We start from the raw sequence: 26,905 nt of genomic DNA on the forward strand, positions 1-26,905 counted from the left end.
TCAGCCAGTCTGTTTTTTTTTAATGGCTGATGCAAAATTTTCAAGTCCGAAAATATCTTCCGATTTAATGATCTTGTTTGGAACCCAAACCCCTTTTGTATTTCGAATTTCCATAACGGCATTTCCAGAAAGTAAAATACCGATGTCTTCATTTTTTTTCAGAGACGAATATTCGAACAAAACATCTTTATATGTGTAGTGGCTGCGTCTGACATCTGAAGTATATAAAGCCTCATCTTTGAAAAAACTGATAAAGTTCACAATTTCAACTCCTTTACATAGTGATGTATTGTAGCACAGTCTTTTTAAAATGGGAATAGTAATTCGAAAATTCATAGAAATATTAAAAAAAAAGCGAAAATAAATGGAACAAAGTACCGCGTTAGCCGAATAAACCAGTGGTATAATAACAAAGGAAGATGTTTATTCTAATTATGCGAGGGGGAAGCTAAAATGAGAAAAACAGCGGTTATTACTGGATCTGCAACCGGAATTGGACGTGGTAGCGCGATTCAGCTGGCACAAGATGGTTTTGATTTAGTTTTAGCAGATTGGAATACTAAGGATGGTGAAAAAACAGCAGAGCTTTGCCGTGCGGAAGGTGTGCTGGCCGATTTTATTTATGCAGATATGGGAATTGAAAAAGATGCAGAACGAGTGGTGGATTTCGCGCGAAATAAGTACTCAAAAATTGATTTTTACTTGAATAACCAAGGTGTTGTTCACGATCCTAAATTACTTCATGAGATCACAGAAGAAGAAGCCGATTATAATATCCACACAAATATAAAAGGAACTTTTTTTGGTTTGAAATATATGCTTCGAGCGATGTTAGAGCAAGAAAAAGGACATATTGTTCTTGTAAGTTCATCTTCTGGTATTCGTTCTGAGACGGGATTTGGCATGTATTCTGCAACAAAACATGCAGTTGTAGGGCTTGCTCAAGATGCTGCAATGGAGTATGCAAGAAATAATATTAGGGTAAATACAATTTGTCCTGGCGGTATTATGACAGGTATGACTGAAAAGATTGGTGCTTATATGATGCAGCATCAATTTGTTCAGCCTAAATCTGCTGCAGGGCTTTTGCGTGAAGGTGGACTTGGCGAAGTGAATGAAATAACCGGATTGGTGTCCTTTCTAGCTTCTGAAAAATCTTCATTTATGACAGGTGCCATTCTTAGTGTAGATGGTGGAAATACATTGTAAAAAGTGAATCTATTAGAGCGCAGACTTTAGATGGTCTGTGCTTTTTTGTGTTTTATATTTTTGAATACGTTCATAAAATTGTAAATAAAACTATATTTAAGTGGTACAAAGTGACAGCGCTGTAGTTAGGAATCCTTTTATACTATGATGGTAGGAATATTAGGTGTGAGTGTACTTGAGAAATACAAAGGAGTGGGCTTGAGAAGAATGGACACTTTTGATGTTTGATTGATGCTTACACGATACATCAGAAATTTAACAGAGTATATGAGGGAGGTAGAGACTTGAAATTATTTGGTAAAGCAATTTGGCTTGTTTTGCTAGTCGGTATTTGTCTAGTTGCCCCATTTCATGTGGCAGCAGAGAGCATAGATAGTCATGCGAGTATTCAGTTCTACGGGACGTATACTCCGCCGAGTAAAGCTACTGGTAGCAAAGAAACAACGAATTCTGGGAACAAGGGATCAAACTCTTCTGGAGATGAGTTTAGAATTCCAAATGATAGTCAGCCTGTTCTAGCTGTTATGACAGGGAAATTGCCAACTACAGGGGATAGCTCATCTATACCAGTACTTGTTGCTGGGGTGGCATTACTAGTAGGCGGTTATTTGTTGTTAAAACAGGCAGGAGATAGGAGGTGGCTTTGAATGAACTTATTTAAATTTACGATTGCGAGTATTCTAGCAATAAGCTCTATTGCTTTCATCCAGACTCCGAGTGCTTTTGCGGATACTGGAAAAGTGGCGGGAAATACAACGGGTAAAGTTAATTTTTCGCAAGATATAGCTCCTGTAAAGCCGCTTGATCCTAAATCTCCTAATACAGATAAACCGATTACGCCTCTCGATCCGAGTGAAGCAAAAGGAACTGCTGGACCGCTTAGCATTGATTATGTATCAGATTTTCACTTCGGTGATCAGGTCATTGCAACAGATGATAAAACATATGATGTAGAGCTAGACGAAATTAAAACTGCAGAGGGGGCGGTAGAAAAAAGAGCTGCTTTTGTTCAAGTTACAGACACACGAGGAAGTAATCAAGGGTGGGCACTTCAAGTCCAACAACAAACAACTTTTTCAGCAGGTGCAGATCAGGAATTAAAAGGCACATATCTGCGACTCAGCAATCCGGTAATTACAACGACTGCAAATAACCAGTCTGCCAAACCAAAATTTACAAAGGAAACAACAATTTTAAAGCCTGGAAAAGATGGTGTTGCGGGAGATGCACAAACTATCTTTTTAGCAGATAAGAATACGGGAATGGCAACTTGGATACAAAGTTTTGGTGATGAAACAACAGGATCAAGTAGTATACAACTCTATGTTCCTGGGGTATCGGTAAAGCTAAAAGGGACTACATATTCTGCAATACTCAATTGGATATTGCTCGATGCACCTATTTAAATTTTTCCATGTGCTTTATTTTAGAAGGAAATATAAGGGCTTTCCAAACATACTTTGTCGCGTTCGCTTCACTTAAACTGCTGGAATAGTATAGTGATGAAGTAACAAAGGAAAATTCAACAGGTGTGTGGGACTGATTTTTTACAAGCTCATCATCCGTGATTGTAAAAAATCCTGTTGCGTCCAAACATTTGGATGAAAATAGTAAGTGAGGGATAACATGATATTGAAATTTAAAAGAATCATTGCAGTCGTTTTAATTGCTTTACTAAGTATTGCAATCGTAGCTAAACCAACTAAAGCTGCAGAAATGAATTTTGCGGTTCAAGCTATTATTCCAAGTAATCAAGTGGATAAGACACAGACTTATTTTGATTTGAGAATGAAACCTGGACAAAAACAAGATATTGAAGTTGAACTTCGGAATGATACAAAGCGAGCGGTAACCATTGAAATACAAGCTAATCGATCCATTACTAATGACAATGGAGTTGTAGAGTATAATAATTCTACGAAAAAGAAGGACCCTAGTTTAAAAGTAGACTTTAATGAAATCGCGAAAGTTCAAAAAGAAGCAACCCTTAAACCTGGAACGAGCCAACGTGTAAAAGTTCATCTCAAGATGCCGCAAGAAAAATTTGACGGTATTGTGTTAGGCGGACTGTATTTTACCGAAAAAGATGAAGCGAAAAACGATGATAAAAAAAAGCAAAAAAAAGTCAGATTATCAATAAATATGCTTATACTATCGGAGTTCAGTTGACTGAAACAGATACAAAAATTGAACCTAATTTGGTTTTGAATTCTGTGAAGGCAACTCAAATTAATTATCGGAATGCTGTTGCTGCCAACATTCAGAATGAGCGAGCAGCGATTATTAAGGATATGACGATTAGTGCGAAAATTTATAGAAAAGGCGAATCGGATGTTCTTTATGAAAGCACACAAAAAAGCCTGCGAATGGCTCCCAATACTAACTTTAATTTTGGAGTAGGACTGGATAATAAACCATTTAAGCCAGGAACTTACCTCTTCAAAGGTGTTGCTAAAGCAGGGGATAAAAAGTGGGTGCTGAATAAAGAATTTACCATTAAGGGTGATGAAGCCAAGGATTTCAACAAAAAAGCTGTTGAGCTAGATGTAGACTACACGTGGATATATATTCTTTGTGGTGCTATTGTTATAGTAATTTTGGTAGGTATTATTTTATTCTTGATGTATCGTCTGAAACGAAAATCTAAAGGTGAGTAGATGAGATCCCGCAGCTGTTTCATGGTCAATGTAAGCAGTTTGCGGGACCTACTATAAATAATTTAAAATAGGATCAACAGAAAGGGATGTTTTTTTGAAAAAGAAAATCTTTTATTTTGCTGATTTTCCTGCTTTTCAAGAACATGTGCGGGTGTTACAAGTGAATCCTGGCGAAACAGTTTGGATTAATGAAAATTTTTTCTTGGTAGACAGTGGGATTTTACATTCTTTTTCCGAACAATTTGGGCATACCTTTTATATTGAAGACGATATATTGTGCCAAGAAAATATTAAATTTAAAGCAATGACACATACAATAATTTGGGAAGTGGAACGAGATTTTTTGAAAATACTTGAAACAGAAAATAATAAAATTAGAACTTTGCTGTTAGAAGGCCTCTGTAAAGAAACACGTTGGGCAGACCATCTAAAAAGAAATGATGATATAAAATGGAAAATATATGCAGCAATTCTGGATAATTTAGCACTTCAAGAACTTCCTTGGAAGTATATGTTTGATATAAAACTGGCTGACCTTGATATTTCTGCTTCTGAAGGGGAGTTAGAGCAAGCTTGTAATAATTTAAGTCGACGGAAGATTTTGAGATTTAATTGTCATAAAACAAATTTACGAATTAATCCGACTTTATTAATTTCTCATATTCGTAATGAAATTGAGCAATTCTCTTATGTATAGATAGGGTACAGAGAAAAGAGGCTGTAAATATAGATTTATAAAGAATTTAAGTTTTATCATAAATGAATCCTATAACGAAATAGCAGTTATTTATAATTCGGCTTTAATAGTGAGACAATCAATTGAGCAACTTTAAAAATAAAGAAAATCAAAGGGCTTTATGGGATGAAAGGCTCTTTTTTTACGCTTTCAATTTATGGAATAATTCTAAAATATTTTGTTTTTTATCTAAAAAGAATTTTTAGACAATTTTGTTAGGTTATGATATGATGATGAACATACATTAAAAAGGGGTGTTACAACAATGAACCAAACATATGAAGAAAAACTAACAATCAAAGAATATGTTTATCGGGTTGCCGCAGGGGTTTCTAACGCTGTGTTAGTGATGTTGGGAATTGGGCTATTATTTGAGACCATTGGAAATTTTGTTCACTGGCCCGCTTTTCATGCAATTGGAACTATAGCTAAGTTATTACTGGCTCCTGCGTTCGGCGCTGGAATTGCTTATCAACTAAGAGGAAATACCTTAGTTATTTTTAGTGCAATGGTTGCTTCTACAATCGGTGCCAATGCAGTGTATTTTACTAGTGATGCAATGCAGGCGATTACCGCGACTGGGCATATTGTGATGCAGCCGGAAAGTAGTGGTATTTTTGTAACTGGACAGCCGATTAGCGCTGTTTTAGCGGGCTTAATTGCGGCACTTGTGGGGAAATGGATTACCGGAAAAACTTTTCTCGACATGGTGTTTATTCCCTTTTTATCGATTTTGGTAGGTGGTGTTGCTGGGCTTGGGTTAGCGGCGGTTACTACACCTCTCCTGCTCCAAGTAAGTGCATTTATGGCTAAGTCCATAACTATTAATCCGATTATTGGTTCAATGGTTGTTTCGCTAGTGTGGAGTTTGTTGCTTATGACACCTGCCTCATCTGCTGCGCTTGCTATAGCCCTTCAACTTGATCCGATTTCATCGGCGGCTGCTTTGATTGGTTGTACCGCTCAGTTTGTTGGATTTACTGTGATGTCATTTAGGCAAAATAATTTGGGAGCTAATATTTCTCAAGGATTAATTACACCCAAAGTTCAGTTTCCGAACTTAACTTTGCACCCGCAACTTGCAATTCCTCCATTTATCGCTTCGATAATTTGTGCACCGATTGCAACCGCTGGACTAGGTTTTCGCTCAACCTACGAGCTGGCTGGGCTTGGGCTGAACTCACTTATTGCGCCACTTAATATTCTTTCAACTGATATCACACAATTTATAGTTTACATTGGTGTTGGGGTTATTCTATCAGGTGTCATTACATTTTTGGTTTATATAGCATTTAAAAAAATGGGGTGGGCAGGAAAAGATGATTTGCGGATTGAAGTTCAGTAGGAATCCAGATGATGAAAAAGCCGATTTGTACAAATCGACTTTTTCATTTGATTAGATGAGTTTTTAAATCATTCACATAGTTTTCTTGACCCAATTTGAAATTAAGGGCTAGTTTAGAATAAATACCTAGAAAGTCATTATGCATGCGGATTTTTTCAGTAATGATTATTCGTGTGGATTCTTTAGAAAGAAATTTGAATTCCTCCATAATATAGCCACTAAAAAAACGATGTTGAATTTTATAGATACGGTATTTTGAGGGGTTTTCGTCTAAAAGATTATATGTTAACTGTTGTCCATTTAAGTAGATTTCAATGATATTTTTTGACGAAGCTTCTGTCTGTACTCGAACGATGTTTTTGCGCCAAGCAACATTACTTTTATCGGCTAGAAATTTAAACACGTCATGTATGTTTGCTGGAATTTCACATTCTATTTTAGATTTTTCATAAAGCCACATAAAATTCCCCCTTTTAAAAACGAATTGCTTTAATATACCATTGTTTATGAGGAATTAAACATTTTTGTGTTTTTTTTTTGGTTTTTGTTAAAAAAATCCATTTCGAGAGCATTGTATGTTAAAAAATAATACAATATATCAATGGCTGATAGGTTGTAAATTTTAATTAATCAACCATTGATTGTTCTTTCAAGACTATCAATAGCTGTTTTTTTGAAACTGCAAAGTAAAATAGGAGCGGTTGACAAAGCGTGTTTTTTCCTTTATTCTGTTAGGGAATAGGAAGTGTTAACTATGAGAAAGAATTTACCATTTATTGAAAGAATTTCCTCTGCACAAATGAAAGAGACGAGGCATTGTGTAGAGGCTAATCAGTTATAAATTTCCCCGTCGGTAAATGAATGTGCGTGAATACTGCAAAATGCAGTTTTGTTTCGTGTACTCATTTTTACCGACAAAAGTTAATTGGAAAAATAACGGCTCTCGACATGTCTTTGTCGAGGGCCTTTTGTTTTTAGCAGGAGGCATGTATATGTCTCCTGCTTTTTTGTGTTAGTAAAATGGAAAAAGAAAGAGGAATTAAGCATGAGTATTGTAACTGTTAAAAATTTGAATTTTGCTTTGCCAGAAAAAACTTTATATAAGGATGCATCATTTGAGATTTTTCAAGGCGATCATGTTGGTGTTGTCGGTCAAAATGGTGTTGGGAAGAGTACGCTACTTAAGATACTTCTTGGCGAGCGTTTGCCAGATTCTGGAGAAATAAAGTGGCAAAAAGGATTGAAAGTCGCACATTTGGATCAGTATGCGGAAATTGAAGCAGATCTAACAATTCAAGCATATCTGGAACTGGCGTTTGAAGAATTTTACCGGATGGAAGCAGAGATGAATGGGCTTTACGCGGAGGCAGATGAAAAGTCACTTGAAAGGGCGGCTCGGATTCAAGATCGGCTGATTCAATCGGATTTTTATGCCAGTGATCGGCTGATTGAACAAACGGCACGCGGACTAGGAATTGAAGCGCTTGGAATGGATCGTAAAATTGGACAGTTAAGCGGGGGACAGCGAGCTAAAATTATCCTAGCAAAACTTTTGCTCGAAAAGCCTGAAATTTTTTTGCTGGATGAGCCCACAAATTTTCTGGATAAGGAGCATGTGACTTGGCTTAGTAATCAATTGGCGCAGTTTCCAGGAGCGTTTATGGTGGTTTCGCATGATTTTGACTTTTTGGAAAAGGCAGCGGGACAGTTTCTTGATATTGAGTTTGGGACGATAAAGAAATATAGCGGTCCATATTCGCATTTTGTGCGTCAAAAGGAACATTTACGAGAGGAATATCAGCGAGAATATGTTAAACAGCAGCGCCATATTAAGGAAACGGAAAGTTATATTCGGAAAAATAAGGCTGGGGTAAATTCGAAAATGGCGCGTGGTCGGCAAAAGCAGTTAAATCGGTTGGAGCGAATTGATGCGCCTGAATTTGAAAGGAAGCCGCGCTTTGTATTCCCGGAGGTGAATGAGACGGTTACTGGAAAAAGTCTTGTTGTAGAAGAACTTGAAGTTGGATACGGCGGACAGGCTTTGTTTGCGCCGCTAAACTTTGGAATTCGAGCAAATGAAAAAGTAGTAATTACAGGTTTTAATGGTATTGGGAAATCAACGTTACTAAAAACGATTTTAGGGAAGGTTGAAAAGATTTCTGGGGATATTCATTTTGCACGTCATGCTGTTGTCAGTTACTTTGAACAGGATATTCATTTTGAAGATCAGAATTTGACGGCACTTGAAATTATTCAAGCGGAATATCCGTTGCTTTCGACAAAGGAAATTCGTCAAGTTCTGGCTAGGAGCGGGATGCAAGCGGAGTATATTACGCGGCCGGTTGGAACTCTTAGCGGAGGTGAGCAATCGAAAATCAAGTTGACGCGGCTACTACTTCGGGAAAGTAATTTCTTAATTTTGGATGAACCAACCAATCATTTGGATGCGGCAAGTAAAACGGCTCTTAGGGAAGCACTTGAGTTATATCATGGAAGTTTGATCTTGGTTTCGCATGAGGAGCGCTTTTATGAAAGCTGGATTGATCGGGAAATAAAATTATAAAGTCAATTAGCAGAGAGAAATGAGATTTTTTGCAAAGAAAAAAACCTTGAGTTTTCAAGGTTTTTTCTTTGAACGGAGAAACGGGGATTCGAACCCCGGCGCGCCACAGGGACGCCTAACAGATTTCGAGTCTGTCCCCTTCAGCCGGACTTGGGTATTTCTCCATGATAATTGGTCAACAAAAATAATTGTATAATAAAATGGCGGAAAATGCTAGTGTTTTTTAAGAATTTAAGGCTTTTTTCCAAAATCAAGTTAAAACTTGGTAACCCTTTCATGTAATGGTAAAATAAAGGTATTCTAAATGAAGAGGTGAAGCAAGTGGAAACTCTGAAACTTGGCGGAGAACTAGAAACTCCGAGTATTGCAATCGGTTGTATGCGAATGGCTGATCTTACAAAGGATAAGGCAGAAAAAGTGATCCAAACATCACTTGAAAATGGACTTAACTTTTTTGATCATGCAGATATTTATGGTGGCGGAAAATCTGAGGAAGTGTTTGCAGATGCGATTGGAATGAATGCAGCTACACGCGAAAAGATTATTTTGCAGTCCAAATGCGGAATTCGTAACGGTTTTTTCGATTTTTCCAAGCAACATATTGTAGAATCGGTTGATGGGATTTTGAAACGCTTAAAAACGGATTATTTGGATTCTCTTCTGCTTCATCGTCCAGATACACTTGTTGAACCAGATGAGGTGGCTGAAGCTTTTGATGAGCTTGAGGCAGCTGGAAAAGTACGTCACTTTGGTGTGAGTAATCAAAGTCCGCTTCAAATTGAACTTTTGAAAAAAAGCGTGAAGCAAAAACTGATCGTGAACCAGCTGCAGTTTAGTGTGATGCACACGGGAATGATCGACGCTGGTTTTAATGTTAATATGAAGGTTGATGCAGGGCTTGATCGTGATAACGGTATTCTTGATTACAGTCGGATTCATGATATGACAATTCAAGCGTGGTCTCCTTTCCAATATGGATTTTTTGAAGGGGTCTTTTTAGACAATCCGAAATTCCCGGAACTGAATGCGAAAATTGATGAAATTGCCAATAAATATCAAGTTAGCAACTCGGCAATTGCTGTTGCATGGATTTTACGTCATCCTGCAAAGATTCAAACAGTTCTTGGTACAATGAATCCTGAAAGAATTGCTTCGATTCGAAGAGGTGCTGATATTACACTTTCGCGTGAAGAATGGTATGAAATTTATCGCGCTGCCGGGAATGTATTGCCTTAAAGTTAAATGAATACCTAGAGCTAGAAGAATCTTTTCTTCTAGCTCTTTTTTATGGATAACGGGAATGGTTTTCATTCTCAATTAGAATATAATTTTATCAATTGTATTGATGGATAACTTGATACATGTTATAATTAAGTTGGATAAAAAACTCAATAAATTATAATGATTTTAATCTGGTTTTGCGGTAGCAAAAGCAGATTTTCGTGTTTTTTAGGGTTCTGAGAAATATTCTCATTAAGAGAGGAGCGGATAAAAATGATGAAGAAGTTAAAGGAAAACTGGCAATTTGCAGCAACGGCAATCAGTGGAATATTGATTTTAATTGGCTGGCGCTTGGACGGGGAAGTATCGGGAACGATGACAGCGGTTATTTTCGTTGCCGCATTTATTATCGGTGGTTTTGAACAGGCGCGTGATGGGATTAGGGATACGATTAAGACGAAGAAGTTAAACGTGGAACTGCTGATGGTTCTAGCGGCGACAGGGGCTTCTATTATTGGGTACTGGCTTGAAGGCGCCGTATTAATCTTTATTTTCTCACTTAGCGGGGCGCTTGAGACATATACGACCAATAAAAGCCGGCGTGAAATTACAAAGTTAATGTCTTTTCAACCAGAAACGGCTTTTTTACTTTTGGAAAATGGAGAGTTGCAAGAAACAGCGGTTGATGATCTCAAAACAGGTCAGCTCCTCTTGGTTCGTCCTGGAGAACGGATTCCAATTGATGGTGTTATCCGAAAAGGGACGACATCGGTCGATCAAGCGGCGATTAACGGAGAGTCGATACCAGTTGAAAAGGGAATGGACGAAGAGGTATTCGGCGGAACAGTGAACATCAGTAGCGCGATTACGCTTGAAGTTACGAAGACGGCTGATCAGACATTGTTCAGTCAAATCATCCGAATGGTGAAAGAAGCACAAAGCGAACCTTCACGTACCGCGCAGTTTATCGAGAGGTTTGAAGATAAATATGTGAAAATTGTTTTGCTGCTCGTTCTGGTTATGCTATTTTTGCCGCATTTTGCATTCGGCTGGGGCTGGAATGAGACGTTTTACCGGGCAATGGTGCTGCTTACGGTCGCTTCGCCTTGTGCGCTTGTTGCGGCTGTAACGCCGGCTACGCTTGCTGCGATCTCAAATGGCGCGCGTAATGGGATTCTGTTCAAGGGCGGCGTTCACTTGGAAAACTTAAAGAATGTGAAGGCTGTTGCGTTTGATAAGACAGGAACGCTCACGCAAGGAAAGCCGGTTGTAACGGACTTTTTGGTTCATCCTGATGCGGACCGGCAAGAAGTGATTGATTTGGCTTATGCGGTTGAGAAAAATTCGATGCATCCGCTTGCTAAGGCAATTGTAAATGAGTTTGGGGACAAAGTTAGTGGCACGCTTCGAGAGATTGAAATGAAAGATGTTCCCGGTTTTGGTGTTGAAGCGATTTTTCAAAATCAAGTTTGGCGTGTTGGGAAAGCCTTTTTCAAGGAAGGTAATCAAGCGGAAAACTTTGCAGAGTCGGATGCAGATCATTTGGTTCGACAAGGAAAAACGCTTGTTTATGTGACAAAGGGAGACAAAATTGTTGGGCTGATCGGGCTGAAAGATGTGAAACGTGACGAGGCTGTTCGTGCTATTGCAGAATTAAAACGACGCGGCATTAAAACGATTATGGTGACGGGGGACAACGAAGCAACGGGGCTTGCGATCGGTGCGGAAATTGGGATTGATTACGTGATTGCCGGCTGTCTTCCGGAAAATAAGGTGGAAGTTTTGGAAGATTTGAAGTCGGTTTATGGCGCTGTTGCAATGGTCGGGGACGGAATTAATGATGCGCCTGCGCTTGCTCATGCGACGGTTGGGGTTGCAATGGGAGAGGGAACGGATATCGCGATGGAAACGGCAGATGTTGTATTAATGAAAAATGATTTGGAGAAGCTCGCTTATGCACGAACGCTTTCGGTACGACTTGATCGTGTTGTGAAGCAAAATATTGCGTTTGCGATTCTCGTCATTATCAGTCTTGTGATTGCCAACTTGTTTCAAACGATTAATTTGCCGTTTGGTGTTATCGGACACGAAGGCAGTACCATTTTGGTCATCTTGAACGGTCTTAGACTGCTTTTGCCGAACCGGAAACTTCCGGAAGAAAAACAAGGCGAGCAAGGTCAAGTCAGTGCCCCGCAGATTTACCGTTTGAAAACATCGGCTTCGTAGGAAGCCGATGTTATTTGTTATAATAGTGCTTGGAGGGATGCGGATGGATGCTCGGAATGAAACACTTGCTCAGATTTTAAAGTTTGCGGAGCAGACAGAGGAAATCAGGATGGTTGTACAGGAAGGCTCGCTTGCGAAAGAGCGCTATGTAGATGAGCTATCAGACCTTGATCTAAATTTTTGGATAGAGGGAGAGCGGGACTTTTCAGCCGGGCATTGGCTTGAGCAGATTATGGAAACGCTTGTTGCGGTGCCGCTTGATTTTCCTGTAGCAAAAGGAATGCGATCGCTGATTGTGATCTTTGAAAATGGAGTGAAAGCCGATTTTTCGTTTTGGCCGATCGAAATGCTTGCGAAACCGTTTCCGTATTATGAACGCTATCTCGTTTTACTAGACAAGGAGAATTTAGCAAAGAATCTGACCAGATTTCTTGTGATGGATAGCAAAGAACCGCTTTCGGAAGCCGTTTTTCACGATCTTGTTGATCAGTTCTATCTTGAGGCGCACTATGTAGCAAAATTTACTTGCCGCGGTGAGCGGTTTTTCGTTTTCAACCTAGAAGCAGGAATGCGCGAACAGTATTTACTGCCACTTTTAGATGAACTCAGCCGGTTAAATGGTCAGGAGCCCGAATTTTCAGGGCGGCATATGGCAGAATGGCTCGAACCGAGCTGGCTTAGAAAAGTGGAGCTTTTTTTTTGAAACCGGAAAAATAATGGAAAAGCTTGAGGTTTTTAAAGAACTTTCGGAAGAAATTGCACTGCGGCGGGGGTTTTCTTTGGAAACTGAACGGCTCAGCAAGTTAAAATGCGTCATCGCGAACTTGGCTTGAAACAGCAAAGTTGTGAATTTTGCTTTCTTATCATAAAGTAACAAAAGGGGGTGAAGTGTGTGGAGGTTCATCATGTGAGTTTGGCGCCGCCGAAAGATCCGCGTCCAGCTGTGCTTTCAATCGGAAAGTTCGACGGCGTGCATCGCGGGCATCAGCGAATTCTTGAAACGGCACTCGGGATCAAGAAGGAGGCGGAGCTATTTTCGGTCATCAGTTTTAGTCCGCATCCGCTTTGGGCACTTAAAAAAATGCCGGAATATCGTGAAGCCATTACGCCGGGTACGGAAAAGGAACGCTGGCTAGCGCATTACGGCGTTGATGTTTTATTTGAAACGGATTTTACGGCGGAATATGCAGAGACAACGCCGGAGTTGTTCGTTTATGAGCATCTCAGCAAGTTGAATTTATCTCATATTATCGTTGGAGAGGAATTTAATTTTGGTAAGGGCAGGGCTTCGGATGTGAAACTTTTGCGTTCGCTATGTCGTTCATTTGAGATTGAAGTAACGGCAGTGCCAGTGAAACGAGACGGGGAAGACGGAAAAATTAGTTCGACGGATATTCGAGCGCTGATTCGTCGTGCTGAGTTTCTTGAAGCGGAACAGTTGCTTGGGCATCCGCGGTATATCACGGGAACGGTTGATGCCGGCCTAATGACGGGTCTTTCTGATTATGTTTTGCCAGAACCGGGCATGTATCAGGCTGAAACGGGAATGGTTGAAGTGACGAAAGATCATGCGCTTCGGACAAACCTTCCGCAGGGCGAACATTCGATTCGGCTTATTGAAAAAATCTAGCGTGCTGTGCGGCGAAAGTTGCACGGCTTTTCTGCTATAATGAGACTAATTCTACAAGAGCGGCGGTGACGAAAGTGAAGAAAAATAAAACGGTTTGGCTTGTGCTAATACTGTCTTGTGCGGCGGTTTTACTTTCAGCAGTTGGGCTTTTAAGTGTTTTTGCGGCACCGAAAGATCAAGCGAAGATACAAACAAAGCAGCCGGAAACGGCTAAACAAGAAAAGCAAAGTGATACATTTCGACTCACGGCGTTAGGGGATTCGCTTACTTACGGCGTTGGGGATCAGGAAGGCGCGGGGTATGTGGGGATTGTGGAAAAGAAACTGCAAAAGTCCGGGCTGAATCCGCTGAAGATTAATTTGGCAATTAGCGGGGCAAAATCGAATGGACTCCTAGAGCAGCTTAGGAAACCTGATGTTGTGAAGCGCGTTCAAGATGCGAATTTAATTGTAATGACAATCGGAGGAAATGACTTGTTCCGCGGCGGGGCTGCACTGACTGATTTTAAAACGGAAACAGCCAATCAAGCGGAAACGGTTTACCTTAAAAATTTGCGGGCAATTTATGAGCGAATCCGCAAATTGAATTCGAAAGCAAATGTGTATCATGTCGGGCTTTACCACCCGTTTGCGGCTGAAGCGGACGGAAAGGAAATGGGGCAAGTGGTTGCGAAATGGAATTTTGATACGGCGAAGCTTGCAGGGGAATTTGAGCGGATCATTTTTGTGCCTACTTATGATTTGCTTGAGCTTGATACGGAAAGCTACTTGGCATCTGACCATTTCCATCCGAATCATGCTGGCTACACGCTTATTGGAAATCGGCTTGCGGAAGTTTTGAAGGCGGGAGGCGTGCTGAAATGAGCGAATGGGTACTCGAAGTGAAAAATTTAACGAAAATGATTAAGAAAAAAAGGATTATCGAGGATATTTCGTTTCAAGTGGGGCCCGGCGAAGTATTTGGTTTTCTTGGGCCAAACGGGGCGGGGAAAACGACGACGATTCGGATGCTCGTTGGGCTGATTAGGCCAAGTTCGGGGACGATTTTGGTTGACGGGTATGATATTCGGAAAAACTTTAAGAAAGCGATGCAGCGGATGGGGGCAATCGTCGAAAACCCAGAATTCTATCCGTTTCTAACGGGGCGAGAAAATTTGGAATACTTAGCGCGGATGGACAGGTCGATTAAGCCGGAACGAATTCGCGAAGTAGCCAAACTTGTGCGGCTTGATAAACGACTTGATGAGCGAGTTTCAACATATTCACTTGGCATGCGGCAGCGGCTTGGGATTGCACAAGCGCTTCTAAGTGAACCGAAACTTTTAATTCTCGATGAGCCAACAAATGGGCTTGATCCGGCCGGTATTCATGAAATGCGGGATTTCATTCGTGCTTTGGCGGAGGAAACTGGTATCAGCGTGCTTGTTTCATCGCATTTGTTAAGTGAAATTGAATTGCTCGCTGACCGGGTAGCGATTATGACGGAAGGAAAGCTTCTTGTTACGGATGAAGTGAAGCATTTGCTTGGTTCGCGTGAACAAATTCGCTGGGAAGTGGAGCCGCAAATTCAGGGTAGGGAGATTTTGGCTTCGTTTACCGAAGTAGAAACACGTGGAAAGTTTCTTTTTACCGAAAAAAATCCGGAACACTCGCTGTGGAATGAAGCGCTCGTTCGCGGGCAAGTTGCGGTTCGGCGGATGGAGATCGTGAAACCTTCGCTTGAAGAACTCTTTCTCGAGCTGACGGGAGGAAAAGCAGATCATGTATAATCTTGTGTATAATGAACAGCTGAAATTATGGCGCAAGCGGCGAATGTTGATTATTCTTTTGATTGTCGCGATTATTTCAGGGATTTTTACTTACGCGCAGTACCGCGAACATGCGGAAGAGGAAGCGAAAGCGGGGACAGCGGATTGGCATGTGCAGACGGAGCAGCGGATTATTGACCTTGAAAATCGGCTGGGTTCTGGCCGGCTTCCGGATGATTATCAGGCTTATTTTAAGGTGTTGATCGGACAGCTTGAGTATTATCTTGCGCACGATATTAATCCAGATGCTCCTGGGGCACCAATGTTTTTGAAGAGCTTTGTTGAAAATGGAATCAGCCTGCTTTTCCCACTTTTCATGATGGTGATTGCGGCAGACTTAATTTCATCTGAAACGAGTTCTGGGACGATTAAGTTTCTGTTAACACGGCCTGTTGCACGGTCACGAATTCTGACAAGCAAGTATTTGTCGCTTTTATTATCCATCTCGCTGATTATGGTTTTAGCAGGAGTGATTGCCTATCTCATTTCGGGCGTCGTTTTTGGCTATGGTGGCTGGAATGCTCCTGTTTTATCAGGGTTTGAAGTGAACGGCGACACGGTAAATACGGCAAATGTTTACGAGCTTCCAGTCTGGCGCTTGCTGCTTATGGAGTTTGGGCTTGCTTGGTTTGTTAGTCTTGTGGTTGGAATGCTGACGATTTTCTGCTCGGTTTTGGTTCGGCAAACAGCGGCTGTGATGGGAATCATGCTTGCGGCGCTGATTACGGGAACGATTTTGACGAATCTTGTCAGTTCTTGGCCAAGTGCGAAATATTTATTTATGGTGAATTTGCAGCTGACAGGCTATTTAAATGGGACGGCACCTCCTGTTCCCGGAATGACACTCGGATTTTCGGTTATGGTTTTAGCATGTTGGGGGCTGGTCTCACTCGTGCTATCTTACTGGGTATTCACGAAACGCGATATTTATTAGGAAAATGGAGGGATTGTTGTGAGACGAGCAACGACAGCGGATGTGCGGCTGCTTTTGCCGCTTTTTCAAAATGAAGCAGATAATTTCTTGGCAACGGGAAATCGGATTGTAGAGAAAGATCGGATCGCAAGCTGGATAGAGTCGGAGGATCAAGAAGCTTTCATCGTGATGAACGGTGAAAAAGCAGCGGCGTATGGTGAAATATGGATAGATGACGCGGAAGAGGACTTAGAGTTTGCCCATTTGATGACAGCTCCGGAATTTCGAGGGCAAGGTTTTGGAAAACAAGTTCTGAAAGGGTTGCTTGACGAGGCGAAACGTTATTCTTACCCATTCATTTACATCCGTGTTCTTCCGGAAAATCACTCGGCGATTAAACTCTATCAAAGTTTTGGCTTTGAGGAAATTGAGCCGTTCGATGAGATTTATACGTGGATGAAACGAAAAAATAATAAATAATAACGCTTTCATTAAAAAAAAGTGAAAAAATATGTAGTTAGAATGGAAAAAAGTGGGTATAGATGGATTGTGGGGTTTTTTATAACCCGCGTGAGTTTAGCACGGACAGCAGGATTTACTTTCATATATTTATTTTTAGGAGGAGAACTCATATGACAGTAAAAGTTGGTATTAATGGATTTGGACGGATCGGACGTTTAGCTTTCCGCAGAATCAAGGAAGTTTCTGATGATATTGAGGTTGTAGCAATTAATGATTTGACCAATCCGAAAATGCTCGCACAACTGCTTCAATTTGATTCGACTCACGGTACTTATCCAGGAACGGTTACAGCAACTGAAAATTCGATTGTTGTTGACGGACAAGAAACTCGTGTTTATGCAGAACCAGATGCAAGCAAAATTCCATGGGCAAAAGAAAACGGTGTAGATATTGTTCTTGAATGTACAGGTTTCTATACATCCGAAGAAAAAGCGAAAGCGCATTTGGATGCTGGTGTGAAACGTGTTGTAATCTCAGCTCCGGCTGGTCAAATGAAAACGATTGTCTATAATGTTAATGATGATACACTTACGGCTGACGATAAGATCATCTCGGCTGGTTCTTGTACAACAAACTGCTTGGCACCAATGGCTTACTTCTTACACAAAGAATTCGGTATCCAAGTAGGTACGATGACAACTGTGCATGCGTATACATCGACACAAATGCTTCTTGACGGTCCGGTTCGCGGTGGAAACTTGCGTGCTGCTCGTTCGGCTGCTGACAATACAATTCCTCACTCGACTGGTGCTGCAAAAGCCATTGGTCTTGTTATTCCGGAATTAAACGGACGTCTTCAAGGTCACGCACAACGTGTTCCAGTTGTCGACGGTTCTCTTACTGAGCTTGTTACAATTCTTGATAAAAAGGTAACAGCTGATGAAGTGAACGAAGCACTTAAGAAACATACGATTGATAACCCATCGTTCGGTTATGATGATCGTGAAATCGTTTCTGGTGATGTGATCGGAACGACTTTCGGTTCGATTTATGATCCAACTCAAACTGAGGTAACAACTGCTGGTGATAAACAACTAGTTAAGACAGTTTCTTGGTATGATAATGAATATGGTTTCACTTGCCAAATGATTCGCTTGCTTGAAAAATTTGCGAACTTGTAAGGGAAATTCGAAAGGCGGCTTCGGCCGCCTTTTTTATTTTATGAGGTGGTGAGGAAGATGCGGATAGATATTTCGGAAGAAGCTGCAGAAATTATTCGTAAGCGGAAACCTGAGAATGCTAAGCTGGTTTTAAATCTGAATGACGGTGCGGGAATGTTTTCTGACGTTGCCGGAAGCTGTAGCCTCGATTTGCTGTTTGACGTTGTGTTCGCGAATCAGGATGCGGAACTTGGCGAATATGCAGCAGAAATTGAATCAAATCTTGGGACGATTTTTGCAAAACCATATTCGCTCAAGTATTTAGACGAGGGTAATTATCTTCGGGTAAGTAGCATGGGGATGCTTGTTCTTGGTGGAGCTTATAGCGGTATGATCTCTGGGAATGTGCTTTTGAAAGATAAAACAATGATCTTGAAATAAAACAACTTGCGACTTTATTCGCAGGTTGTTTTTGTATGCAGAATATGTAAAATGAATGAAATGCAGCGATAAAATGAGTGTTAGTTTGCAAAAAAAGAAAGAGCTTACAAAAATACTATAGTGAGGAACTGTTTTCGTGCTATACTTGGCTTATGCAGCTAGAAGAAAGGAAGAAAACAGATGAAGAAAATACGAATTCAACAGATTAGTTTTATGTTAAGTGTGCTTTGTAAGCTTGTGGCAGTCGGCAGTTTAATTATTGCTTTGATCAGTATAATTGCGAAATTTAGCGGTGCAGATCTGACTAAAAATATGCTTGAGGATGAGAGCGGATTTTTCTTTACTTTTCAAAAAACGGTTGAAAGCAGCTTCAATCTTTCTGTGAGAGAATCATGGATTTTTATGATTGTTATGCTAGTTTCAGCGAGTTTGCTTACTTTTCTGTTCTGGACATTTGGAAGGATTTTGCAGGACCTTTCTAAGCGTTTTAAACCATTTGAGGAGAAACAGGTAACGCGGCTTCGGAAAATTTCTTGGGTATTGTTGGTTTATGCGATAATTCCACAGCTTTTGTTTTCGATTTTATATACGCTTTTCATGCCGGGATATTATGTTAGAATCGGTGTTGGGGCAACGTTTTTCTTCGCGCTTTTGTTTTTCTGTTTGACTGAAGTTTTTCGCTACGGAGCTGAGCTACAAAAGGCAAAGGATGAAGCGTGAAAAAAATGAAAAGAGTTGCGCATCATTTTTTTTGGGGGTGTTATTTTCATGTTTTCAATGTAGCTCTATCTCTTGGCTTAAATCAACTAGATGAAATGAGGAGTGAAGCACATGAAAAAAAATAGGCGGCTCAGTATTGGAATTATGTTCTTTGTTGTGTCTGCTTTGGTCTGGATGATGATTGATCATCCAGCATTTTTAATGAGGTTATAACTGGCTTTTTAATGGAATAAAAATCAGTATCTAAAAGACTTTTTACGAGATAAGTATGCGGTTTTCACTGTGTACTTATTTTTTGTAAGCAAAGTACTTTACATTTTTACAGTTTAGTTATAAACTGTAGACATCAGCTAAAGGAGGGATCACATGATACAGGGAATTCATCACGTTTCGGCTTTTATTAAGGATTTTAAAACGTCACATCATTTTTATCACGATATTCTCGGTTACCGGCTCGTAAAAAATACGGTTAATCAGGAAAATCTGCATATGCGTCATTTGTTTTACGGCGATTATGAAGGGACTCCCGGTACGATTTTAACGTATTTTGAAATTCCTCGGATTGGCCACACGTATAATGGTGCTGCTTATTTTGGCAGAATTACGCTGGCGGTTCCGAAATCAAGTTTATCTTTTTGGAAAGAGCGTTTCGATCGTTTTGAAGTAGCTGCCGAGTTTGATCAGGATGGACTTTTGTTTGCTGACCCAGATGGGATGGAGTTTCGGCTTTTAGAGGTGGATGAAGTGATTGATCCGGGGAAAGCGACGCGCCACAGTGAGATTCCGGCTCCTAAGCAGATTATCCAGATTTTGATGGCAAACTTTTGTGTGAATACTCCTTTAGAGACAGAAAAGTGGTTAAGGGAGCTCGGTTTTCAAGGGAAAGACGGGCTGCTTGGAAATGATGGGGCGGGTAGTTATACCCAAGTCTATCCCAGTTTTCTAACTAAAAAAACGCGTTTTGGGCGCGGAACGATTGATCATATTGCGTATAGCCTCAAAACGAAGGAAGATGTGGATTTATTGTTTGAATTAGCGCAAAAACTCGGGCTGGAAATAGAAGAGTTTGTGGATCGTGGTTATTTTAAGAGTCTTTATTTGCGTGATCCTGCGGGACTTCGGGTTGAATTTGCCAGCATGGAACCGGGATTTACGCTTGATGAACAAATTGAAGATTTAGGCGAAACGTTTAGTTTACCGCCATTTTTAGAAAATAAACGGGCTGAAATTGAAGCTTATTTTGGAGGGAATTTATAATGTTAAAAGATTTAAAAGGTATTCACCACGTAACAGCGATGACGAGCAGTGCCGAAAAGAATTATGCATTTTTCAATGAGGTACTTGGAATGCGGCTTGTGAAGAAAACGGTCAATCAAGATGATATTCAAACATATCATTTGTTTTTTGCAGATGACGCCGGAAATGCTGGAACAGACATGACTTTCTTTGATTTTCCCAATTTGCCGAAAGGTCGTCACGGAACAGACAGTATTTCACGGACTTCGTTCCGCGTGCCAAGTGATGCGGCACTGGAATACTGGCTCAAACGTTTTACGGATATGAATGTGCCACATGGCGATATTGAAACGGCTTTTGGACGGAAAATGTTGACGTTTGAAGATTTTGATGATCAAAAAATGCAGCTAGTTTCGGATCAAAATAATGAAGGGGTAAAACCGGGGGTTCCTTGGAAGAAAGGCCCAATTCCGCTAGAGTATGCAATTTATGGACTTGGTCCAGTGTATTTGACAGTCACAAATTTGGAAAATATGGACGCGGTTCTGAAAGCCTTACTTGGTTTTCGTTTTGTTAAAGAAGAAAATGGTTTGCATCTTTATGAGGTTGGCGAAGGTGGAAACGGAGCGTCGCTGATGGTCGAAGAGAGAACGGATCTCCCACATGCGATGCAAGGTTTCGGTGGTGTGCATCACGTGGCTTTCCGCGTCGAAGATCATGAGGAACTTTTGAAATGGATTGAACGAATGAAAGCTTTTGAAGCACCAAACAGCGGTTTTGTTGATCGCTATTATTTTGAATCGCTTTATGTACCGGTCAGCCGCCAGATTTTGTTTGAGTTTGCAACGGATGGTCCAGGATTTATGGGCGATGAACCGTATGAAACGCTTGGCGAAAAATTAAGTTTGCCGCCATTCCTTGAAGCAAAACGTGAACAAATTGAAGCGATGGTTCGCCCACTTGACACGAAAAGGAGCTGAGGCAAGGTGAAACACATTTTTATTCCCGGGGATACCAATAAAAAACCATTACTTTTGCTGCACGGAACAGGTGGAGATGAGCATTCGCTTGTTGATATTGCACAGTTTGTGGCGAAAGGAGCGCCGATTCTTTCTTTACGCGGCGAGGTTTCGGAAAATGGCGCAAATCGATTTTTCAAACGCTACCCAGATGGCCGCTTTGATCTTGTCGATTTAGCGGAACAAACGGAACGTTTAATTATGGAGACAAAACAGCTTACGGAAAAATATGGGCTGGACTTTGAGGATTTAATCGCGATTGGTTATTCGAATGGTGCTAATATTGCCGCCAATGTGTTGCTACAAGCGGAACATGGATTCCATCACGGTATTTTATTCCACGCGATGCCTGCAGGGAATGATCCGGCTGATTTTGAAATCAAGCATCGTCAGATTTTCTTAACGGCAGGGGTAAACGATCCGATTGTCACGAAGGCTGATTCGGAAGCGCTTGTAGCGGAACTTGAACGACGCGGTGCTAATGTTGAAACGGTTTGGACGGTGTCGGGGCATCAGCTTACGATGCCGGAAATTGAAGGGGCACGGGACTGGTATGAAAGTTTAGGCGGGAAAAAGGCATGAGATTTGATGCGGCTGAACTTTCTCCAAAACAAAATTATAAGTTTTTAAGCGGCGCGGTTGTGCCGCGCCCCATCGCCTTTATTACGACGCTTTCTAAAGACGGCGAAACGGTTAATGCAGCGCCATTCAGCTTTTTTAATGTCGTTTCAAGTGATCCGCCGATGATTTCGGTTGCAATTCAGCGCGCGGATGGCGAATTGAAGGATACGGCACGTCATGCACTCGATCGCGGCGAGCTGGTGATTCAAATTGTCAGTGAAGACTTTGTCGAAGATATGAATGAAACGGCTGCTCGTTTAAAGAGAGAGGAAAGTGAGCTTGACAGGACGAAACTGCATCTTGACGCACCGCTTGAAGGTTTTATGGTGCCGGGGATCAGCGAAGCCAAGATTAAGTTTCATACGAAGTTGACGGAGCATATTGAAATTAAGAATGATTCGGGTAGTGTAACGGCGGATTTACTGCTTTTACGAGTGTTGCATTATGATTTTTCGGAAGAGGTTTTTGATCCAGAAGCGGAATATGTTTTAACGGAATTTTTGAATCCTGTTTCACGTCTGGCTGGGAATGATTATGCGAGGATTGGTGAAAAGTATACGATTAGACGTCCTAAATAATCTTTAGGGCGTCTTGTTTTTTATGGGCTAGCGTGTTAAAATGACGGTATCTAAAATGTGAGGAGGGTTTGCAAATTATGTTTTCTATTAGACTTCGTTCCGTGAACGGTATTAGCCACTAATTAAATAGTGCGGAGAGCTGTGCTTATTTGCGCGCGGCTGACGGGACCAGTCTATCACATTCTTTGTGACCCTATTTTGATAGTTTTTGCTAGGGAGAGACGATTTCGACTCTTCTTTTTTGTGCCTTTTTTTAAAGAGAACTGAAGCGAAGTCCTGACCGCACTGAAAAAATCTTTTTCAGGAGGTCATTTTTTATGGAAAGAAAAGTTATTTTAGTTGGGGTAAGCGGGTCAGATAAGGATTTTGACTACTCGATGATTGAGCTTTTTAATTTAGCGAAGGCGAACAATTATGATGTGGTCGATGAAGTGAGACAAAATCTTGAGACAGCTCATAAAGCCACATATGTTGGAAAAGGAAAAGTCGAGGAATTAAAGCAGCTTGCGGAAATGCAGGATGCAGAAGCGTTTGTGATAAATGATGAACTAACGGCTTCGCAAATTCGGAATTTGGAGGAAGCGACTGAACGAATGGTGATTGACCGGACGGCGCTGATTTTATCAATTTTTGCGGATCGGGCGAAAACGCGTGAAGCGCAGCTCCAAGTGCAAATTGCGATGCTGCAATATGAACTGCCGCGAATGATTGGAGAAGGGGAATCGTTAGATCAGCAAGGTGGCGGCTCAGGGCTTCGTAACCGTGGATCGGGTGAAAAAAAAACTTGAAACGGATCGAAGAATTATTAAGGATAAAATTCGCAAGCTTACGAAAGAACTGGATACGATTGTGGCCGAGCGTGAAACGCGGCGCAGAAGACGCAAAAAGAATCAAATTCCTGTGGTTTCGCTCGTTGGCTATACGAATGCTGGCAAGTCAACAACAATGAACGGATTAGTTGCAAATTTTAGTAAGTCTAGCCATAAACAGGTTTTTGAAAAAGATATGTTGTTTGCAACGCTTGAAACGAGTGTGCGTGAAATTGTTCTACCGGATCACAAGCAGTTTTTGTTAACGGATACGGTTGGGTTTGTCAGTAAACTTCCGACGCATCTTGTAAAAGCTTTTCGTTCAACGCTTGAAGAAGCGCAGGATGCGGATCTTTTAATTCATGTGGTCGATTATTCTGATCCGAATTATAAAACGATGATTGAAATGACGGAAAAAACGCTTAAAGAGGTTGGTGTGGAAGATGTTCCGATGCTTTTTGCTTATAACAAAGCGGATTTGATTGAAGGAGCAGGTTATCCAGAATTTGCCGGCGATACGCTGATTTATTCGGCACGGGATGAGCTGAGTCTTATGAAGCTGGCAGATGTGATCAAAGCAAAAATTTTCACGGGTTACCGCAAGGAAACGCTGTTGATTCCGTTTGCGGATGGGCACGCGATTGCTTATTTAAACGATCATGCGCATGTGTTGTCTCTCGAATATCTAGAGGAGGGAACGAAAATCGAAGTGGAATTAAGCCCAGCGGATGCTTCACGGTTTAAGCAGTTTCGGATGGAAGTTTCAGAGGAAGAGCAAGGCTGAGCCGAGTTTTTTTCAAGGAAAAGTGCTAGAATAGGACGTAAATTGATTTTTTTAAAGCGAGGAAAATAAATGAAAAAGTTTTTACTTGGTGCAACAGGAGTTGTGGCTAGCGGAATTGGATATGCTTATTATTCGACGAAAAAACTTGGGGTGACGTCTTACGAAATCTATTCGGAGAAGATTCCACGTGGATTTGATGGTGAACGTTATGTGCAGCTTTCTGATCTTCATAGCGCCGTGTTTGGCGAATCAAATTACAAGTTGATCGAAGCTGTAGAAAACATTAACCCGGCTGGGATTTTTATCACAGGGGATTTAATTCACGGAGATGAGCCGCATCATGTGGCGCTAGCACTTGTGCGCAAGCTTCTTCGGACCGCGCCGATTTATTATGTGAGCGGTAATCATGAATGGGGTAGTGCTTTCTATCCGGAACTGTTTCAAAGTCTCGAAGCAGCTGGGGTGACAATTTTGCGAAATGAAACCATCTTTTTGGAAAAAGATCAAGCTCGGATTGCGCTTGCTGGTGTTGAGGACCCGGCTTTTATGCTTCCTCGTCCGGCGAGTATCACGTTCCGTTATTCGCGTGAGGAACTGGAACCGGTATTGAGTGAGGCGATCAATCAAGCCGCAGACGGTATCCCAGCAGATGTTTTTACGATTCTATTGGCGCATCGTCCGGAATTTTGGCCGCTTTATCAGGAAAAACGGCCTGATTTAGTGCTTTCGGGACATGCTCACGGGGGGCAAGTGAGGCTACCTTTTACGGAAGGATTGTTTTCGCCAGGGCAAGGTTTGATGCCAAAGCTCACAGCAGGGCTTCATCAAGCTGGAAGCAAAAAAATGATTATCAGCCGCGGACTTGGAAACTCGTCTATTTTAGTACCTCGTGTTTTAAATAATCCTGAAATCGTAGAAGTGACGCTCCGGGCAGATGGTTTACAAGAATGAAAAAGGTTTGAAAAATGAATCATAGCGATATTGGGAGAGATTGATCGGTAATGGATCATTCATTTGCGAATATGGTTATAAGGCTTCAATGTAAACTAGAACAGCGGACAGTAAAGCTTGGCTTAATGTGAAAAATGAAAAGGTTTTTTCGGTTCAGCATAATTGATTTTCAAAGTACTTTCGACGGGTGAAAACGACTCGTTGAAAGTACTTTTTATTTGTTTTCTTTTCTCGCAGTCAGTTCCGTGGTACACTGGATATAATCGATTTTAGAAAAGAGTGGCGGTATGGGATTAGCAAAATTAATGCGGTTTTATCACCAGAAACTGGGAAATTGGAATTTGATCTATAGTTTTATGAAGGGATCTTGGATTAGCTACATTCTGCTTGTCATTTTGCTGATTCTTGGAACTGCGATAAGTTTTGTGTATGTTGACTCTGGGATCAGTTGGCTGATACTTGGTGCGGCGGTACTTTTTGGCGTTCTTTTTTTTCTATATTCTGATTTATTTGCGCGCTAAACGTCATATTAAGCTGGCGTATCAATTGCGCGATTTTAAAGAATTTGCTAAAATGAAGAATTACCTTTTATATGCCTATTTGAAAAAGAATGGGTTTGCGACACATTCGGAACTGGAAGAGCTGATTCAATTTATTCAATCTGAAAATAAGCTTGCCGGAGCTAGGCACGGCGGCGGTTTTACCAGTATGATTTTTAAAGTTTTTGTCGCGGCATTTCTCGCTATTTATAGTGGTAGCTTTCTTATTCAAGTTGAGGACGGATGGAGCAGGTTTCTTGCGATGCTGTTTATCTTGGTCACGGCGATAGTGCTGTTTTATGTTGGGCACGGAGTTGAGCTTGTTTTGCGGCATTTTTTCAGGAAAACTGACCGAGAAGCAGCAAACTTGATTCGTTCTATTATTTATATTGAGACAGTTTTGCGGGTTAACACGAATACGGACTATCATCCATTTCGGATGGTCGAAAAAAAAAGCAGAAGAAACACCGTTTTTGCAAGAAATTATTTCTTCAAAATCCTTTTTGTAACTGAAGCATGTGACTTATTAAAGAAAGAAGGAGCTTTGAGATGGAAAACAAACGAAGAGAAACGATGGAAACGATGTGCTACAGAGAATTGAAAGAGCGGATTCACTCGGGTTTTTATCAGCCGGGAGAGCGCTTAATCGAAGCGAAAATCTCAAAGGAAATGGATATCAGCCGAACTCCGGTCAGAAAAGCCATTTCGATGCTTGCGGCAGACGGGTTTGTGCAAAATACGGAATATCGTGGCGCTGTTGTTAATGACAGCAGTCTTGGTAAGGAACGTTATATCGAGATGCTTGATATGCTCGGGCTTTTTATGAAACATGCCATTCGGCGAATTGAAGCAAAACGGCTACCGCTAAATTATAAAAAGTTTGATGAAATGCGCTCGGAACTGTCTTGGCGGATTGAGGCGGGGCAGGAAAAAGCCTATTTAAATTATGGGAAATCTATTGTGCTAGAATTTATTTTCTATCTAAAAAATAACTGCTATACAGAAATTACAGAGGATTTTTTTAAAAAGATTGATCAATTCGGCAACCTCGAAGTATTGACGATCATCGAAAGTTCAGGGCCAGTTATGGTAGATAATTTTACGAAGCTTCTTGAGGCGATTCGCAGAGAAAATTATTTAGGGGCTCTTGCTGCGGTTGATAAGATTACGGAACGGCAGATTTTACTTGCTTATCGCTAAAACAAACTTTTAATTATATTGAGAAATAAGCTTTAAAAAAACACGCTTTCTACGAATAGAAAGCGTGTTTTTTGCAGT

29 protein-coding genes, 1 tRNA gene and 1 pseudogene are annotated in these 26,905 nt (G+C 41.0%); 28 read left to right on the plus strand and 3 right to left on the minus strand.

Annotated elements, in window-relative coordinates:
* Window positions 1-261, minus strand: a complete 261-nt coding sequence (locus tag MFLO_RS09435; protein WP_036097706.1) for a hypothetical protein — start codon at window positions 259-261, stop codon at window positions 1-3.
* Between the two features lie 192 nt (window positions 262-453).
* Between MFLO_RS09435 and MFLO_RS09440 the strand changes: the two genes are divergently transcribed.
* The 7 genes from MFLO_RS09440 (at window position 454) to MFLO_RS09465 (ending at window position 5,947) form a co-directional block, all read left to right on the plus strand.
* Complete coding sequence (locus MFLO_RS09440) at window positions 454-1,209, plus strand: SDR family NAD(P)-dependent oxidoreductase (protein WP_036097707.1); 756 nt, start codon at window positions 454-456, stop codon at window positions 1,207-1,209.
* Window positions 1,210-1,493: 284 nt separating this feature from the next.
* Window positions 1,494-1,856 (plus strand): LPXTG cell wall anchor domain-containing protein, encoded by a 363-nt coding sequence (locus MFLO_RS09445; protein ID WP_036097709.1) that lies wholly within the window; start codon window positions 1,494-1,496, stop codon window positions 1,854-1,856.
* Window positions 1,857-2,615, plus strand: coding sequence for a WxL domain-containing protein (locus MFLO_RS09450; RefSeq protein ID WP_036097711.1), 759 nt, complete (start codon window positions 1,857-1,859; stop codon window positions 2,613-2,615).
* A 220-nt stretch (window positions 2,616-2,835) separates the two neighbouring features.
* Complete coding sequence (locus MFLO_RS14685) at window positions 2,836-3,378, plus strand: DUF916 domain-containing protein (protein ID WP_051993582.1); 543 nt, start codon at window positions 2,836-2,838, stop codon at window positions 3,376-3,378.
* Window positions 3,375-3,866, plus strand: coding sequence for a DUF3324 domain-containing protein (locus MFLO_RS14690; protein ID WP_051993583.1), 492 nt, complete (start codon window positions 3,375-3,377; stop codon window positions 3,864-3,866). The genes MFLO_RS14685 and MFLO_RS14690 overlap by 4 nt, the downstream gene beginning before the upstream one ends.
* A 94-nt stretch (window positions 3,867-3,960) precedes the next feature.
* Window positions 3,961-4,563 carry a hypothetical protein gene (locus MFLO_RS09460; RefSeq protein WP_036097712.1) on the plus strand — a complete coding sequence of 201 codons (603 nt, stop codon included), beginning with the start codon at window positions 3,961-3,963 and terminating at the stop codon, window positions 4,561-4,563.
* Window positions 4,564-4,867: 304 nt separating this feature from the next.
* Entirely contained in the window at window positions 4,868-5,947 is a 1,080-nt protein-coding gene (locus MFLO_RS09465) for a PTS sugar transporter subunit IIC (RefSeq protein WP_036097713.1), read from the plus strand.
* 43 nt (window positions 5,948-5,990) lie between these two features.
* Here the strand turns inward: MFLO_RS09465 and MFLO_RS09470 are convergent, their stop codons facing one another.
* Window positions 5,991-6,407, minus strand: coding sequence for a hypothetical protein (locus MFLO_RS09470; RefSeq protein WP_036097714.1), 417 nt, complete (start codon window positions 6,405-6,407; stop codon window positions 5,991-5,993).
* Window positions 6,408-6,992: 585 nt separating this feature from the next.
* Between MFLO_RS09470 and MFLO_RS09475 the strand changes: the two genes are divergently transcribed.
* On the plus strand, window positions 6,993-8,510 hold the full coding sequence (locus MFLO_RS09475) for an ABC-F family ATP-binding cassette domain-containing protein (RefSeq protein WP_036097715.1): 1,518 nt from the start codon (window positions 6,993-6,995) through the stop codon (window positions 8,508-8,510).
* 73 nt (window positions 8,511-8,583) lie between these two features.
* On the opposite strand, the gene MFLO_RS09480 is transcribed toward MFLO_RS09475, so the two are convergent.
* Window positions 8,584-8,674 (minus strand) — tRNA-Ser (locus MFLO_RS09480).
* A gap of 157 nt (window positions 8,675-8,831) precedes the next feature.
* Here MFLO_RS09480 and MFLO_RS09485 point away from each other — a divergent pair.
* The 20 genes and pseudogenes from MFLO_RS09485 (at window position 8,832) to MFLO_RS09575 (ending at window position 26,827) form a co-directional block, all read left to right on the plus strand.
* Window positions 8,832-9,746: an aldo/keto reductase gene (locus tag MFLO_RS09485; RefSeq protein WP_036097716.1), complete on the plus strand. Its 915-nt coding sequence runs from the start codon at window positions 8,832-8,834 to the stop codon at window positions 9,744-9,746.
* A gap of 258 nt (window positions 9,747-10,004) precedes the next feature.
* Window positions 10,005-11,957, plus strand: coding sequence for a heavy metal translocating P-type ATPase (locus tag MFLO_RS09490; RefSeq protein ID WP_149023017.1), 1,953 nt, complete (start codon window positions 10,005-10,007; stop codon window positions 11,955-11,957).
* 43 nt (window positions 11,958-12,000) lie between these two features.
* A complete protein-coding gene (locus tag MFLO_RS09495) occupies window positions 12,001-12,660 on the plus strand; it encodes an aminoglycoside 6-adenylyltransferase (protein WP_162148153.1) in 660 nt (219 codons plus the stop codon).
* A 189-nt stretch (window positions 12,661-12,849) separates the two neighbouring features.
* Window positions 12,850-13,587, plus strand: coding sequence for an FAD synthetase family protein (locus MFLO_RS09500; protein WP_036097717.1), 738 nt, complete (start codon window positions 12,850-12,852; stop codon window positions 13,585-13,587).
* Between the two features lie 74 nt (window positions 13,588-13,661).
* Window positions 13,662-14,450 carry an SGNH/GDSL hydrolase family protein gene (locus MFLO_RS09505; RefSeq protein ID WP_036097749.1) on the plus strand — a complete coding sequence of 263 codons (789 nt, stop codon included), beginning with the start codon at window positions 13,662-13,664 and terminating at the stop codon, window positions 14,448-14,450.
* Window positions 14,447-15,355, plus strand: coding sequence for an ABC transporter ATP-binding protein (locus MFLO_RS09510; protein WP_036097718.1), 909 nt, complete (start codon window positions 14,447-14,449; stop codon window positions 15,353-15,355). The genes MFLO_RS09505 and MFLO_RS09510 overlap by 4 nt, the downstream gene beginning before the upstream one ends.
* Window positions 15,348-16,328, plus strand: coding sequence for an ABC transporter permease (locus tag MFLO_RS09515; protein WP_036097719.1), 981 nt, complete (start codon window positions 15,348-15,350; stop codon window positions 16,326-16,328). Before MFLO_RS09510 ends, MFLO_RS09515 begins: the two co-directional genes overlap by 8 nt.
* An 18-nt stretch (window positions 16,329-16,346) precedes the next feature.
* Window positions 16,347-16,787 carry a GNAT family N-acetyltransferase gene (locus MFLO_RS09520; RefSeq protein ID WP_036097720.1) on the plus strand — a complete coding sequence of 147 codons (441 nt, stop codon included), beginning with the start codon at window positions 16,347-16,349 and terminating at the stop codon, window positions 16,785-16,787.
* Window positions 16,788-16,939: 152 nt separating this feature from the next.
* Window positions 16,940-17,950, plus strand: a complete 1,011-nt coding sequence (gene gap, locus MFLO_RS09525; RefSeq protein WP_036097721.1) for a type I glyceraldehyde-3-phosphate dehydrogenase — start codon at window positions 16,940-16,942, stop codon at window positions 17,948-17,950.
* A 57-nt stretch (window positions 17,951-18,007) separates the two neighbouring features.
* Window positions 18,008-18,370, plus strand: coding sequence for an iron-sulfur cluster biosynthesis family protein (locus tag MFLO_RS09530; protein WP_036097723.1), 363 nt, complete (start codon window positions 18,008-18,010; stop codon window positions 18,368-18,370).
* A gap of 180 nt (window positions 18,371-18,550) precedes the next feature.
* The gene (locus tag MFLO_RS09535) at window positions 18,551-19,090 is read left to right on the plus strand and encodes a DUF2975 domain-containing protein (RefSeq protein ID WP_036097725.1); all 540 of its coding nucleotides are present in this window, start codon (window positions 18,551-18,553) and stop codon (window positions 19,088-19,090) included.
* Between the two features lie 366 nt (window positions 19,091-19,456).
* Entirely contained in the window at window positions 19,457-20,347 is an 891-nt protein-coding gene (locus tag MFLO_RS09540; RefSeq protein WP_036097726.1) for a VOC family protein, read from the plus strand.
* On the plus strand, window positions 20,347-21,306 hold the full coding sequence (locus MFLO_RS09545) for a ring-cleaving dioxygenase (RefSeq protein WP_036097727.1): 960 nt from the start codon (window positions 20,347-20,349) through the stop codon (window positions 21,304-21,306). Before MFLO_RS09540 ends, MFLO_RS09545 begins: the two co-directional genes overlap by 1 nt.
* A 6-nt stretch (window positions 21,307-21,312) precedes the next feature.
* Window positions 21,313-21,927: an alpha/beta hydrolase gene (locus MFLO_RS09550; protein WP_036097729.1), complete on the plus strand. Its 615-nt coding sequence runs from the start codon at window positions 21,313-21,315 to the stop codon at window positions 21,925-21,927.
* On the plus strand, window positions 21,924-22,544 hold the full coding sequence (locus tag MFLO_RS09555; RefSeq protein ID WP_036097730.1) for a flavin reductase family protein: 621 nt from the start codon (window positions 21,924-21,926) through the stop codon (window positions 22,542-22,544). The genes MFLO_RS09550 and MFLO_RS09555 overlap by 4 nt, the downstream gene beginning before the upstream one ends.
* 317 nt (window positions 22,545-22,861) lie before the next feature.
* Window positions 22,862-24,137: pseudogene (hflX, locus tag MFLO_RS09560) on the plus strand (GTPase HflX).
* 69 nt (window positions 24,138-24,206) lie between these two features.
* A complete protein-coding gene (locus tag MFLO_RS09565) occupies window positions 24,207-25,088 on the plus strand; it encodes a metallophosphoesterase (protein ID WP_036097732.1) in 882 nt (293 codons plus the stop codon).
* Window positions 25,089-25,375: 287 nt separating this feature from the next.
* A complete protein-coding gene (locus tag MFLO_RS16425; protein ID WP_051993584.1) occupies window positions 25,376-25,609 on the plus strand; it encodes a hypothetical protein in 234 nt (77 codons plus the stop codon).
* Window positions 25,566-26,228 carry a hypothetical protein gene (locus MFLO_RS09570; protein WP_051993585.1) on the plus strand — a complete coding sequence of 221 codons (663 nt, stop codon included), beginning with the start codon at window positions 25,566-25,568 and terminating at the stop codon, window positions 26,226-26,228. The genes MFLO_RS16425 and MFLO_RS09570 overlap by 44 nt, the downstream gene beginning before the upstream one ends.
* Window positions 26,177-26,827, plus strand: coding sequence for a GntR family transcriptional regulator (locus MFLO_RS09575; protein ID WP_036097733.1), 651 nt, complete (start codon window positions 26,177-26,179; stop codon window positions 26,825-26,827). Before MFLO_RS09570 ends, MFLO_RS09575 begins: the two co-directional genes overlap by 52 nt.
* The last annotated feature ends 78 nt before the right edge of the window (window positions 26,828-26,905 follow it).

This window comes from Listeria floridensis FSL S10-1187, from assembly GCF_000525875.1.
Lineage (GTDB): Bacteria > Bacillota > Bacilli > Lactobacillales > Listeriaceae > Listeria > Listeria floridensis.